Origin of the sequence: Archangium gephyra (assembly GCF_042230915.1) — a bacterium.
Taxonomy (GTDB): Bacteria; Myxococcota; Myxococcia; order Myxococcales; family Myxococcaceae; genus Archangium; species Archangium gephyra_B.
The window spans coordinates 8,189,290-8,201,670 of record NZ_CP102578.1 but is presented as its reverse complement, the minus strand read 5'-3'; the positions used below and the strand labels follow the sequence as shown (position 1 = coordinate 8,201,670).

Sequence of the window (12,381 nt, the reverse complement as noted above, 5' to 3'; positions counted from 1 at the left end):
GGAGGCAAGGGACGTATGAAGGTTTTGATCGTCGAGGACACGAAGACCATCACCAACCTCATCCAGGTGTACCTGATGGGGTGGGGGCTGGAGTTCTTCGAGGCGGGCAACGGAGTGCTGGGGCTGGCGCGCGCCCGGGAGGTCAAGCCGGATCTGATCATCTCCGACGTGCAGATGCCGGAGATGGACGGGTTCGCCCTGTGCGCGGCGGTGCGCGCCGATCCCATCCTCTTCTCCACGCCCTTCGTGATGCTCACCTCGCTCAAGGATGACTCGAGCCGGCAGCGCGGACGGCTGGTGGGTGCGAGCGCCTTCCTCAACAAGCCGGTGGCGGTGGATGACCTGCGCGAGAAGGTGCGCAGCATCCTGAAGCTTCCCGCCAGCAAGTACTGACGAGGGGTCATGGCCGCCGACCAGTCGCGCGAGAAGATCGACTACACGGCCCTGCGCCGCAAGCTGGACGAGGCGCAGGCCGTGCTCGAGGGCGCCCAGGTGCTCAGCCCCGAGCGCCGCCGCGAGGTGCTCGCCGAGCGGGCGCGCGCGCTGGCCGAGTCGCGCCACGAGGAGCGGCGCGAGACGATGTCGGTGCTCGCCTTCCGCGTGGGTGGCGAGCGCTACGCCGTGCCCATCGACGCGGTGGACCATGTGCTGGAGTCCAAGGGCTTGTGCCCGCTGCCCGGAGCGCCGCGCTACGTGCTGGGCGCGCTGGTGTCGCGCTCGCGCGTGGTGCCGGTGTTGGATCTGCGGCAGGTGCTGGGCCTGGAGGGGGGCGGCATGTCCGACTTGACGCGCGTGGTGGTGGTCGAGGTGTCCGAGGAGTTCTTCGGACTGGCGGCCGAAGAGGTGGACGGACGGCAGGAGCTGCCTCGGGCGGACCTGTCGCACCCGCCGCCTGGACCTTTCACGTTCCTCACCCGGGAGCGGCTGATGGTGTTGGACCTCGTCCAGCTCAGCGATCCCGCGGTCGTGGGGCGGGGATAGGGCGAGGGACGAATGGATCCTCGGGTTCTGCGGAGCCTCTGGCCCATCTTCGCCGCGGAGACGCGCGAGCAGCTGCAGACCATTGGCACCGCGGTGCTGGGGCTGGAGCAGGGCACGGCGGAGCAGGCGTCGGAGCAGCTCACCGCGCTCAAGCGGGAGGTGCACAGCCTCAAGGGCTCCGCGGCCAGTCTGGGCCTGGCGGACATCGAGCAGTTGATGCACGCCCTCGAGGACGGGCTGGCGCGCTGCGCTCCCGGCCATGTGCCGCCTGCCGGACTGGTGGAGACGACGCTGCGGATCCTCTCCTCCATGGAGGCCGCGCTCAACCGCGGGGACTCCGGGGAGATGCCGGCCATCGAGGGCCTGGGCCAGCTGCTGGCCGCGCTCGGGCGTGGCGGCTTCGAGCAGGCGCCCGAGGTGAAGGCGAAGGTGCCGGCGCAGTTCCGGCGCGACGGCCTGCAGACGCTGGAGAAGCTGGAGACGTCGCTGGGTCGGCTGTGCTCGCCGGGCCTGGAGGACCGGCCGGGCGCCGTCTGGGAGGCGGTGGGACTGGCCGAGCTGCTCAAGGCCGCGGCCAACACCGCCGGCATCTCCGCCGTGGAGTCGCTGGCGAGCTCCGTGCGCACGGGCTTCGCGCGCATGGAGGAGGCGGGCGTCGGGGCCAGTGTGGCGGCCTCGGACATCGCGGGCTCGCTGGTGCAGCTGCGCGGCGCCTTGGAGTCGCTCGCCGAGGAGACTCCGGCCGAGCCCGCGGCGGCCCCGGCCGAGCCCGAGGTGACGGCGCGCTCGGCGGCCGGCCGGCGCCAGGCGGACATGGACCGGGCGGTGCGCGTGTCCGTGCGGACGCTCGACTCGCTGGCGCTCCAGGTGGAGCAGCTGGCGGCGGGCCGGGCGCAGCAGCTGCGCCGCGCCGAGGCGCACCGGGAATTGTTGGAGCAGACGCACCAGGCCCTGCTGCAGCTGGAGCGCGCGGCCCAGCAGCTGGCGCTCTCCGGTGGTGGTGGCGCGCTGGAGTCGTTGCGTGCCGGCGTGGGGCAGGTGCGCGGCGTGCAGAAGCGGCTGGTGCAGCTGTCCAAGGACGTGCACCGCGAGGGCGAGCAGCTCGCGCTGGTAGCCCAGGTGGTGCGCGACGACCTGCGCGACCTGCGGATGGTGCCGGCCTCGCAGATGCTGGAGCCGCTCAAGCGCACGGTGCGCGAGCTGGCGGCGCGGCTGGGCAAGGACGTGGAGCTGGTGCTCGCCGGTGGCGACGTGCGCATCGACCGGCGCATCGTCGACGTGCTGAAGGATCCGCTGCTGCACCTGGTGCGCAACGCGCTGGACCATGGCATCGAGACGACGGCCCAGCGCGCGGCCGCGGGCAAGCCGCCGCGCGGGCAGCTCTCGGTGCGCGTGGAGCCCCGGGGCACGCGTCTGGCGGTGGTGGTGGAGGATGACGGCGGGGGCCTGTCCCCGGAGAACGTGAGGGCCACGGCCGTGCGCCGCGGGCTGCTCACCGAGGCGGAGGCCGCCAAGCTCACCGAGATGCAGGCCGCGCGGCTCGTCTTCGAGCCGGGCTTCTCCACGAGAGATCAGGTGACGGAGACGTCCGGGCGCGGCGTGGGCCTGGACGTGGTGCAGACCACCGCCACGCGGCTGCAGGGCGCGGTGGACCTCTCCTACGAGAAGGGCCAGGGCACGCGCTTCACCATCGACCTGCCGCTGATCCTGGCGGGCGCGCTGGGACTGCTGGTGCGGACCGGCACGGCGGTGGTGGCCATTCCCTCGGACGCGGTGGAGCGGGTGCTGCGCCTGTCGCCGGGGGACGTGGGCACGGTGGCCGGGCACGTGGTGGCGCGCGTGGAGGACGAGCAGCTGCCCTTCCACCCCCTCTCCACGTCCATCGGAATGCCGCGGCTGCCGCTGGCGATCGAGTCGGGCAAGCCGCAGACGGCCATGGTGCTGTCGCTCGGCGGCGTGCGCGCGGTGTTTGCCATGGACGCGGTGGTGGGCCAGCAGGAGATCGTCGTCCGCTCGCTGGGGCGGCACCTGCAGACGGTGTCGCACCTGGCCGGGGCCGCCGTGTTGGATGACGGCAGCGTGGTGCCGGTGCTCAACGCGCCCGAGCTGCTGCGGGTCGCCGCCGCTCCGGTGGTGCTGCGGGCCGCCACCGAGGTGCGCCGCTCGCACATCCTCGTGTGCGACGACGCGCTCACCACCCGCTTCGCCATCAAGTCGCTGCTGGAGATCGCCGGCTACTCGGTGGTGACGGCCGGCGATGGCGAGGAGGCGCTGGGCATCCTCGAGCGCACGCCCTGCCAGCTCGTGGTGAGTGACTGGCAGATGCCCCGGTTGGATGGCATCGGCCTTACCCGCCGCATCCGCGCCCATCCCAAGCTGTCGCACCTGCCCGTCATCCTCTGTACCTCGCTGGACAGTCCCCAGGAGCGGGCCGCTGGCCTGGAGGCGGGCGCGGACGGCTACCTCGTCAAGCGCGAGGTGGAGCGCGGCAAACTGTTGGATCTCGTGCGCCAGCTGCTTCCCTCGGGCGCCTGAGCGGGCGAGGGGCCGAGGCCCCCCCTGGAGGGAGGATTCCCTTCTCCCCGTGTGCTGGCGTGTGCATGTTGCCGGGACCAGGAGGCGGCGTGGAGGCGCAGGTCGCACTATGGATCGCGGGGTTCTCGTATCCGGCGGTGTTCCTGCTCCTCGTTCTGTGCGGGGTGGGCGCGCCGCTGAGCGAGGAGCTGGTCATCATCACCGGTGGGCTGGTGGTGGCGCGCAGTGGTGCGAGCCTCCCCGTCATGGCGCTCGCCGCCTATGTGGGGATTGTCGCCGGGGATAGCGCGCTGTACCGGATCGGACGCTCGCTGGGGCCGCGGGTGTTCTCGCATCCCAAGCTGTCGAAGATGCTGACGCCCTCGCGCATCGCGCTGCTGCAGAAGATGTTCGCGCGGCGGGGGGCGTTGGCGGTGTTCCTCGCGCGCTTCCTGCCGGGACTGCGTGCCCCGGCGTTCCTGCTGGCGGGGGCCACCGGGCTGCCCTACCGGCGCTTCCTCCTGGCCGATGCCGCCGCGGCGTGGATTCCCGCCATGGGGATGACGTGGCTGGGCTTCCGGTTCGGCCCCCAGGTGCTCGCGGACGTGCAGGGCGGCTTGCGCTGGGTGCTGCTCGCGGCGGGGGTGGTGGCCCTGGGCGTGCTCGGCGTGCGCTGGGTGCGGCGGCGGGCGGCGGTGCGCGCCACCCGCGTGGTGCAGGCCCCCGAAGGGGAGCCCTGAGGGTCAATCCCTGCGCCGCGTGTACAGGCAGCCCGCCGCCACCAGCCGTGCGGCCACCATCGCCAGGGGGGCGTAGAGAAACAGGTAATCCGTTCTCGTGGGCCTGGAGGAGCCGAGCACGAAGAGGGCGACGGCGCCCATCGCCATGGGTGCGCAGGGAAAGAGTACCAGTCCGAGATAGGAGAAGTGCCGCACGCGCTGAGCCACGGCCTTCGGGGAGGCCGCCAACCACGCCGGCACGAAGGTGGTGCCCACGGAGAACACCAGCGGTACGAGCGGGAATCCTCTGCTCGGGGCGATGTGGAACAGGATGACGTACAGCTCGATGGCTCCTACCGCCATGAGGAGCATGCGCCCGAAGAGCTGCCGGAGGGAGATCCCCTCGGGCAGCGGTTGCTGGGCCTCGTCCTGGCTGTCGGCGGGCTCGGCGGGCTCGGTGGGCCTGGTGGGCCTGGCGCGGGACTGGGCCGCACGGGCCTCGGCCGCACGCATCGCCACGCGGTCCTGCGGGGAGAGCTGCTGTGAATACGGCTCACCCAGCGCCACCATCGCCTGGGCCGCGGCTCCGTGCACCTGCCGGCCCTGGCTCCCGATGAACGAGCGCAGCCGCTTGTCGTCGAGGATCTGACGGAGCAGCTCCGCCCGCTCATGAGCCTCCTCGCCGGGCCGCGGCGGCTGGGCGAGACCGAGCAGCAGTGCGTCCACTTCGGCACGGCCCGCGTTGGGTGAACGTGCCTGCTCCACCAGCACCGTCAGGGGTGGCGGCGACTCCGATTGGGGGGAATTCACTGCCGCAGGCTATCCCAACTCCAGAGGGCGCGGAGGTCAGCCCCGCTTCAACTGCCGGAGCAGCTCCCGCGCGTTCTTGATCGCGTAGCCCTCCCGGTCGTTGTTGAAGTACGCCCAGACGCGCTTCGCCCCGCTCTCGCGGATGCGCCGCACCCAGACCGCCAGCTCCTCCTTCGTGTAGTCGTGGCGGTACCACCGCGACGTCCCGTGAAAACGGACGTACACGTCGTCCGCCGTCCGCACCAGCTCGTCCGGCAACCGCGGCCCGCTGCACGAGCAGAAGGCCACCTTCGCCTCCCGGAACGCGCCGTACACCCGCTCGTTCCACCAGCTCTTGTGCCGGAACTCCACCACGTTGCGCCGCGCCGGATCGAGCTGGGCGAGGATCGTCTTCAGCCGGGCCGGCGAGTAGTGGTAGCTGGGTGGCAGCTGGAACAGGAAGCACCCCATGCGGGGGCCGAGCAGATCCGCGATGTGCCCGAAGTCCCGCACGAGTGTCTTGGTTCCTGTGAACCGCTTCACGTGCGTGATCAGCTCCGACACCTTCACGGTGTAGACGAACTTCCGCCGCCCCGCCTGCCGCACCCACGTGTTCACCGTCGCCACCGTGGGCCAGGCGTAGAAGGGGGCGTTGAGCTCCACCGTCTTGAACTGCCCGGCGTAATGCTCGAACCACCGGCTGCTCGGCAGCCCCGGCGGGTAGAAGCGATCCCTCCAGTGCCAGTAGAACCACCCCGAGCAGCCGACGTGAAGCTCCATCCCGCCGCGCTGCCCCGCTCTGGCCGTCTTCCTGGCGGGAACGTCCCGCTCGGCCAGCTCCCGCTCGTACGCGAGGCGGGCCTCGTGCATCCGCTTCGCCCGGCCGATGTTCTCCGCCCGCTGCTTCTCACGCCGGGCCTGTCTCCGGGCCCGCCGCTCGAGGATCCGCTGACGCTCCGCTTCGGCTTCGGTCACGTGCGGCATCCTAGCGCTGGGAAAAACGAAGGGCCGGCCTCCCGTAGCGGGAAGACCGGCCCTTGTTCATTGCACCGCGTTCAGGGACGCGAGGGGCTCAGGCCGCCTCGAGCAGCTTCTGGGCGTGGGCGTGGGCGAAGATGTTCTGCAGGTTGATGCCGCCCTGGGGGGGCAGCGCGTCGCCGACCTTCTTGGCGATGCCACCGACCGTCTCGGCCAGGTCGCCGAGCTTCTTGATGGTGGGCATGGCCTTGGCCAGCACACCCAGGCCACCCAGCGGGCCGCCGGCCACGAAGGACAGGGCGTTGTCCAGGAACTTGTCGGCGAAGGGCTTGATGAACTTGCCGATGCCGAAGGGCAGCTTGTCCAGCGCGCCGCCCACGAGCTTCTTCACGGGGGCCATGATCGCGTCCAGCGGCTTCTGCAGGAAGTTGGTCACCTTGCCGACCACGTCCGCGACCTTGCCCACCGTGCGCGCGATACCGCCGATTGCCTTACCGATTCCGCCGAGAAAGCCCATGGTCTTGCCCTCGTTCCCCTATAGGGATGACGAACTGCGTTGGTTGAAGTGGCCCGCCGTGCTGGCGGAGACAAAAGGATTATCGGGGGACGCATTTTCGAGTTGCTTCCCGCGAAACTTCCCATTCCCTGAGGAATGAGGGACGAACACGACGAGGAGCCAGCCATGAACGAGGAGTACGGAACCTTCACCGCGCCGGACACGGTACGCCTGGAGCGTGTCCTGCCCGGCCCCATCGAGCGCGTGTGGAGCTACCTCACCGAGCCCGGCAAGCGCGGGACGTGGCTCGCGGCCGGCGACATGGAGCTGCGCGCGGGTGGACGGGTGGAGCTGAACTTCCGCCACTCCCAGCTGTCGTCGGAGCAGGAATCGACGCCCGAGCGGTACAAGCAATACCAATCGGGCCACACCGTGCTCGGCCGCATCACCCGGTGCGAGCCGCCGCGACTGCTCGCGTATACCTGGGATGAAGCGAGCGGGAAGGCCACGGACGTCACCTTCGAGCTCAGCCAGCGAGGCCAGGACGTGCGGCTGGTGCTGACGCACCGGGGCTACGACAGCCGCGAGGATCGGGTCAGCGTGGCGAGCGGCTGGCATACGCATCTCGCCATTCTGATCGACCACCTCAATGGCCGCGTGGCGCCCAACTTCTGGACGTCGTACGAGCGGAACAAAGACGAGTACGAGAAGCGGTTCCCGGCCGGGTGAACCCCGCGGCCGCCGAACGGCTCAGTGCCCGTGCTTGCAGCGGCCGAGGAAACGGACCAGCTCCGCGTGGAACCACTGCGGCGCGTCCAGCATCAGCCAGTGACTCGCGTGAGGCACCACGGAGTGGGGGAGCTCCGGCCGCTGGGCCACCAGCGTCCCCGGGCTGGTGGCCGCCACCAGCGTATGGGTGGGGCCGGTGAAGCGCTCGAAGGCCTCGTTCGGGTCGTGGTGGAAGAGCGACTCCATGTTTCCGGCGATGGCCTCCCGCCGCGACGTCCGCAGCGTCTTCATGACCATCGCGCGCGTCTTCTCCTTCGCCTCGAGGAGCAGGGGCGTGAGCCAGTGCTCGTGGAAGCCGCCGTACTTCGCCTCGCTGAAGTTCTCGAGCCAGGCGTCCACCTCGGCCTTCTCCTGGCGGCGCATGTCTCCCACCGGCTCGACGTAGAGGAGCCCGGCGAGCCGCTCGGGGTAGTACGAGGCGAAGGCCCCGGCCACCGCGGCCCCGAAGCCGTGGCCCACCAGGACGAACTTCTCGGGCAGCAGCGCGTCGGCAACGGCGGCCACGTCCTCCACGGCGGCCTCCACGCCGAAGGGACCGTGGGAGCCGCTGCTCTCGCCCATTCCGCGCAGATCGAATGCGACGGTGCGGGTCTCGAGGCCGTGTTGCGTCTCGGCCCAGTGCGTCCGGTCGGCGGCGAAGTCATGCACGAAGAGGACGGGGATGCCGCCGTCGCCTTCGACTGTCGCCATCAGCCGCCCCGCGGGTCCGGTGACGGTCACCGTCTTCGCTTCCTTGTGCTTCATCGTGTGTGCCCCCAGCCCCCGGTATGGCCCGGGGCCTGCCTGGAGTCTGTCCGACTGCCGCCAGAACGAATAGCGGCCGGGGCCCATGCGCTCACCTTCGAACATCGTGAGCGGATGCCGTGAGCGGACGCCTAGGCGCCTTCCGCCTCGAGCAGCGCCGCGAGGAACAGCTCATAGGTCAGCTCGGCGACCGGCCGTTTCTCGCGGCGGGCCTGGGTGCGCAGCGCCTTCGGCAGGGAGCAGGGCTTGCCGTCCTCGCCATCGCGCATCTTCACATAGCCGCGCTCGGAGAACCCCGTCACCTGCCAGCCCCGTTTGCGGAGCGCCTGGCTGAGGTCATCGGTGAGCTGGTGGTGGACGGCCTTGGCCAGCGGATGCAGGCCGAAAATCTCGCTCGACCAGCCGCCTTCTTCCTCGCGCCAGCCCCTCGCGCGCAGGTAGTTGGCTTTCCGGGCGAGCGAGAGCCCTCCCACGTGGCGTTCGAGCTTCACAGGGACGCGCGGGTCAGCGGGCCATCGAAGCTCTGCCCCTCGCACTCGGCATAGACATGGTCACCGACCAGGGTCAGCGACAGCTTGATGCGCCGGGAGTCGAAGGCGGAGAGCGAGCGCAGCAGGCCGGCGTCGATCGCCGCGAGCTCGGCCTTCGCCACGCGCAGGGCCTTCGCCTCGCGCGCCTCGGTGAGGAAGGCCTCGAGCCGCTGGGGAGACTCGAACAGCACCGACACCTTCGCGTGCGGGTTCTGGTCCACCGCGCGCTGAATCTTCAGCGGGTCCGCCTTGCCCACGCGCACCCAGCTCGTCACCAGGCCGGTGTAGTCGCGGCACTCGAGGTCTGGCTCCTCGGGCTCGCCCAGGCCCTTGCCGAAGGCCAGCCGCTCCTCCCAGAGCCAGCAGTACGCGAGCACCCGCAGCCAGACGCGTTGCATGGTCTCGGAGGGGTGGCGCGCGACCTTGAAGCTCAACTGCGGCTGGTCGATCGCGCGATCGACGTGGCTCAGGGCGATCTGGAAGTCGTACAACGTCGGAGCGAGGGTCATCGGAGCCAGCTATAGCGCATCCGTTAACCCGGCAGGCGCGGGAGCAGCACGGTCAGCTCCAGCTCGGGCGTCTCGCGCACGGAGACCCGGACCTGCCATCTCCGCGAGAACCGCTCCAGGGCCTCGCGGGCCCGCTCCGGCACCGGGAGCTCCGCCCGGGCCTGCACGAGCAGCCGCCACGCATCCACCCCGTCCGGTGAGTCCACCCGCAACACCACCTCGGAGGCGCCGGCCCCCGTCAGCAGCCGCTCCAGCGTCCGCACCAGCAGGGCCGAGCCCGTCCTTGGCATCCGCAGCAGCACCGGCCCCGGAGGCAACTCCAACCTCGCGGCGCAGGGCCGCCCGGGCCCGAAGGTGGCGCTCACCATCGCGCGCAGATCCTCCGCGGGCACGTCCTCGCTCGAGGGCCGCTGCTGCAGGCGGACGTTCATCTCACTCGCCGCCCGGCCCATGCGCTCGAGGTAGCGCTGCATGGCGGGCGTGAGCACCCCCGCCATCCCCTTGGTCATCATGTCGATATAGCCCTGCATCACCAGCAGCGGCGTGCGCAGATCATGCGCCGCGCGGGACCAGGCCCGCTCCCGGTGCGCCAGCTGCTCCATCAACCGCAGCCGCTCCAGGCGCAGCCGCTTGTGCTCGGCCCGGGCCGCCTCCTCGCGCTCCCGGCACGCCAGCAGCGCGCTGCCCAGGGCCGTCAGGCGCGTGAGGTGCTGCCGATCCGTGGTGTCTACGCAGGGCGTGCCCAGCACCAGGGCCGTGCGCCCATGCTTCATCATCTGAAGGGGATGGGCCCGGGCGGGAGCTGGCGGCGCCCTCCCCGCGAGCGCCACGCACTCGCCGTCCGCGTACAGCGCGGCCCCGGGCGTCTCCGTCAGACGCACCACCGACTCCACGAGCGCATGAAGTCCTGCCCTCGCCCCGTGGTGCAGCGCCCGCTCGGCAACCGCCGAGACTGTTCGCTCCACCTCGGAGGCGCTGACACTCCGTCCCACGCGCCACCCGCTCCAAGCACCCGCCTGCACACAAGGAGGAATGGCCACGGTGGGCCCAGGGCGCAACGCAGCCCTGAGTGGGAACCCAAGGGGTGACGGAAGGAAAACCCTTTCCCACTTCGTACCCCAAACCATCCAACTTTTTTACCGGCCTGCGGGGATTCCTCGTTCCAAACCCCCGCATTTCCCTGAGTCGGCGCTGGCCGACCCCTTGCTATCGCTCTCGTCCGGGATGGGACGGGGAATGGGGACACTGGGATACTACTCGACGATCGCACGGCTCGCGCCGGGGGGCTTCGCCCGGGGGATGGCGCGGCGGGTCCAGGGCGTAGCGCGCCAGGCCCTCTATAGGAGGCGCGAGCGGCTCGAGGAGCCGAGGCTGCTGGAGGCCTTCGGGGCCGCCACCGCGGAGGAGCTGGCCGAGCGCGCGCTGTCCTCGCGTCCGGGCGGCGCCTGGTGCGAGGTGCGGCAGCGGGCCTCCGTCCTGGAGGCGCTCGCGGAGCTGCCCGGCGCCCAGCAAAGGGCCCTGGAGCGGGCCCGGGCCGCGCTCCGGGGCGAGTACGACGTCTTCGGTACCCAGGTGTGCTTCGGTGAGGGCCAACCCATCGACTGGAGCAGGGATCCGGTGAGCGGCTACCGCTACCCGGTCCTCCCGGTGGAGCAGCTGCGGGTGGAGCGGCCGGGGGTGGATCCGAAGTTCCCCTGGGTGCTCGGCCGGTTGGATTGTCTGGTGGCGCTCGGTCAGGGGTACTGGGTGGAGCGCGGCGAGGAGGCACGCCGGGGCTTCGCGCGGGCCTTCGTGACGCGGACGCTGGACTTCCTCCAGGCCAACCCGGTGGGGCAGGGGATTCACTGGACGTGCGGCATGGAAGTGGCGCTGCGTGCGGCCAACCTGGCGCAGGCGCTGGTGATGTTCTCGGACGCGCCCGAGGCGCGCAGGCCGGAGTTCCTCGTGCCGGTGCTGGAGTCGCTGGCCGAGCACACCGCCTGGGTGGAGGCGCACCTGGAGGACAAGGGCGCGGTGCCCAACAACCACCTCGTCTCCAACTACGTGGGGCTGCTGGTGGCGGGCCTGCTCTTCCCGGAGCTGCCGGACGCCCCGAGGCAGGTGGCGCGCGCGGTGGCGGGGCTGCGCACGCAGATGGCGGCGCAGGTGCACCCGGAGGGCACCTCCTTCGAGGGCTCCGTGCCCTACCACCGGCTGTCGGTGGAGCTCTTCACCCTGGCGCTGGTGGTGGCGCGGGGCCAGGGCGTGGACCTGGGCGCGCCCTACGCGGCGCGGCTGCACCGCATGTACGAGGCCTCGCGCGCCTGGACTTCCGAGCGGGGCCTGGCGCCGCAGGTGGGCGACAACGACTCGGGCCGCGTCTTCCCCTTGCAGGAGCGGGAGCCGCGCGAGCAGGGCTACCTCGCGCCGCTGGGCGCGGCCCTCTTCGGTGACGCGAAGCTGGCGGAGGGTCCCTTCCCGGACGAGGCCGCCTGGCTGCTCGGACTGTCCGGTCTCGAAAGCTTCCGGGCGCTGCCGGCCGCGCGGCCCGCGGACTCGGTGAGCTACCCGGCGGGCGGCTTCCACGTGCTGCGCGGGGCGGGCGCGGTGGTGACGGTGAGCGCTGGCCCGCAGGGGCAGCACGGGGTGGGCGGGCACAGCCACAACGACAAGCTCTCCTTCGAGCTGCACCTGCACGGACGGCCCGTCATCGTGGACCCGGGCACGGGCACGTACACGCGCGAGCCGGCGATGCGCAACGCGTTCCGCTCCACCGCCATGCACAACACGCTCGAGGTGGACGGCGTGGAGCAGGCCCCGCTGGAGCCGGGCCGGCTGTTCGCGCTGCCCGAGGCGGCGCGGGCCCGCGTGCAAGTGTTTCAGCCCGGCGCGGAGCTGGATCGCCTCACCGTGCGCCACGATGGCTACCGTGCGCTGGCCTCTCCTGTCGGCGTGGAGCGCACCTTCGTGCTCGACAAGCGCGAGCGTGCGCTCGGGGTAACGGATGCACTGGTGGGGGTGGGGCTTCACGATCTGAAGGGGAGGATCCACCTTCCGGACCGCGAAGCGCGAATGAGGGCGCCAACGCCCGAGCAGCTGGCGCGGGCGCTGCGTGTCCCGGAGGCGCCGAAGGGTTTCGAGGCAATGGGTGTGGAATTGGGGCCGGCGGAGGCACCGCAAGCGCTGGTGCTCTTCGCGGCGGGCCTGGAGCCGCGGTTGGAGCCGTCCCGGTATTCGCCAGGGTACGGCCTCGTGGTGGCGTCGCAGGTGGTGCTGTTCGGGGTGCGGGTGTCGCCCCCGGTGTGGCTGAGGTGGGTGGTCGTCTTCAACTGAAGACATGGTCGGGGCATGAC

General features: G+C 71.2%; 13 protein-coding genes. 6 read left to right on the top strand and 7 right to left on the bottom strand.

Features of this window, described 5'->3' with window-relative positions; genetic code table 11:
* Window positions 1-15 precede the first annotated feature (15 nt).
* The 4 genes from NR798_RS32025 (at window position 16) to NR798_RS32010 (ending at window position 4,235) form a co-directional block, all read left to right on the top strand.
* Window positions 16-393 (top strand): response regulator, encoded by a 378-nt coding sequence (locus NR798_RS32025; RefSeq protein WP_375766323.1) that lies wholly within the window; start codon window positions 16-18, stop codon window positions 391-393.
* A gap of 9 nt (window positions 394-402) precedes the next feature.
* Window positions 403-981, top strand: a complete 579-nt coding sequence (locus NR798_RS32020) for a chemotaxis protein CheW (RefSeq protein WP_375766322.1) — start codon at window positions 403-405, stop codon at window positions 979-981.
* Window positions 982-993: 12 nt separating this feature from the next.
* Window positions 994-3,516, top strand: a complete 2,523-nt coding sequence (locus NR798_RS32015) for a response regulator (RefSeq protein WP_375766321.1) — start codon at window positions 994-996, stop codon at window positions 3,514-3,516.
* An 89-nt stretch (window positions 3,517-3,605) separates the two neighbouring features.
* A complete protein-coding gene (locus NR798_RS32010) occupies window positions 3,606-4,235 on the top strand; it encodes a DedA family protein (protein ID WP_375766320.1) in 630 nt (209 codons plus the stop codon).
* 3 nt (window positions 4,236-4,238) lie between these two features.
* Here the strand turns inward: NR798_RS32010 and NR798_RS32005 are convergent, their stop codons facing one another.
* From NR798_RS32005 to NR798_RS31995, 3 genes are all read right to left on the bottom strand, one after another.
* Window positions 4,239-5,024, bottom strand: a complete 786-nt coding sequence (locus NR798_RS32005; protein ID WP_375766319.1) for a hypothetical protein — start codon at window positions 5,022-5,024, stop codon at window positions 4,239-4,241.
* Window positions 5,025-5,060: 36 nt separating this feature from the next.
* Window positions 5,061-5,978 carry a DUF72 domain-containing protein gene (locus tag NR798_RS32000; RefSeq protein ID WP_375766318.1) on the bottom strand — a complete coding sequence of 306 codons (918 nt, stop codon included), beginning with the start codon at window positions 5,976-5,978 and terminating at the stop codon, window positions 5,061-5,063.
* Window positions 5,979-6,075: 97 nt separating this feature from the next.
* A complete protein-coding gene (locus tag NR798_RS31995; protein WP_375766317.1) occupies window positions 6,076-6,498 on the bottom strand; it encodes a hypothetical protein in 423 nt (140 codons plus the stop codon).
* Between the two features lie 165 nt (window positions 6,499-6,663).
* On the opposite strand from NR798_RS31995, the gene NR798_RS31990 reads away from it, so the two are divergent.
* Window positions 6,664-7,206: an SRPBCC family protein gene (locus tag NR798_RS31990; protein ID WP_375766316.1), complete on the top strand. Its 543-nt coding sequence runs from the start codon at window positions 6,664-6,666 to the stop codon at window positions 7,204-7,206.
* A 21-nt stretch (window positions 7,207-7,227) separates the two neighbouring features.
* On the opposite strand, the gene NR798_RS31985 is transcribed toward NR798_RS31990, so the two are convergent.
* The 4 genes from NR798_RS31985 to NR798_RS31970 form a co-directional block, all read right to left on the bottom strand.
* Window positions 7,228-8,010, bottom strand: coding sequence for an alpha/beta fold hydrolase (locus NR798_RS31985; RefSeq protein ID WP_375766315.1), 783 nt, complete (start codon window positions 8,008-8,010; stop codon window positions 7,228-7,230).
* A gap of 131 nt (window positions 8,011-8,141) precedes the next feature.
* The gene (locus tag NR798_RS31980; RefSeq protein WP_375766314.1) at window positions 8,142-8,501 is read right to left on the bottom strand and encodes a hypothetical protein; all 360 of its coding nucleotides are present in this window, start codon (window positions 8,499-8,501) and stop codon (window positions 8,142-8,144) included.
* Window positions 8,498-9,049 (bottom strand): YaeQ family protein, encoded by a 552-nt coding sequence (locus tag NR798_RS31975; RefSeq protein WP_375766313.1) that lies wholly within the window; start codon window positions 9,047-9,049, stop codon window positions 8,498-8,500. The genes NR798_RS31980 and NR798_RS31975 overlap by 4 nt, the downstream gene beginning before the upstream one ends.
* Before the next feature lie 23 nt (window positions 9,050-9,072).
* Window positions 9,073-10,041 carry a histidine kinase dimerization/phospho-acceptor domain-containing protein gene (locus tag NR798_RS31970; RefSeq protein ID WP_375766312.1) on the bottom strand — a complete coding sequence of 323 codons (969 nt, stop codon included), beginning with the start codon at window positions 10,039-10,041 and terminating at the stop codon, window positions 9,073-9,075.
* Window positions 10,042-10,285: 244 nt separating this feature from the next.
* Between NR798_RS31970 and NR798_RS31965 the strand changes: the two genes are divergently transcribed.
* Window positions 10,286-12,361 carry an alginate lyase family protein gene (locus NR798_RS31965; RefSeq protein WP_375766311.1) on the top strand — a complete coding sequence of 692 codons (2,076 nt, stop codon included), beginning with the start codon at window positions 10,286-10,288 and terminating at the stop codon, window positions 12,359-12,361.
* The last annotated feature ends 20 nt before the right edge of the window (window positions 12,362-12,381 follow it).

What these genes read in the sequence shown, in the direction of transcription:
- NR798_RS32025 (WP_375766323.1), top strand. Translation starts at nt 16, where the DNA reads ATGAAGGTTTTGATCGTCGAGGACACGAAGACCATCACCAACCTCATC.
- NR798_RS32020 (WP_375766322.1), top strand. Translation starts at nt 403, where the DNA reads ATGGCCGCCGACCAGTCGCGCGAGAAGATCGACTACACGGCCCTGCGC.
- NR798_RS32015 (WP_375766321.1), top strand. Translation starts at nt 994, where the DNA reads ATGGATCCTCGGGTTCTGCGGAGCCTCTGGCCCATCTTCGCCGCGGAG.
- NR798_RS31995 (WP_375766317.1), bottom strand. Translation starts at nt 6,498, where the DNA reads ATGGGCTTTCTCGGCGGAATCGGTAAGGCAATCGGCGGTATCGCGCGC.
- NR798_RS31990 (WP_375766316.1), top strand. Translation starts at nt 6,664, where the DNA reads ATGAACGAGGAGTACGGAACCTTCACCGCGCCGGACACGGTACGCCTG.
- NR798_RS31985 (WP_375766315.1), bottom strand. Translation starts at nt 8,010, where the DNA reads ATGAAGCACAAGGAAGCGAAGACGGTGACCGTCACCGGACCCGCGGGG.
- NR798_RS31975 (WP_375766313.1), bottom strand. Translation starts at nt 9,049, where the DNA reads ATGACCCTCGCTCCGACGTTGTACGACTTCCAGATCGCCCTGAGCCAC.
- NR798_RS31965 (WP_375766311.1), top strand. Translation starts at nt 10,286, where the DNA reads ATGGGGACACTGGGATACTACTCGACGATCGCACGGCTCGCGCCGGGG.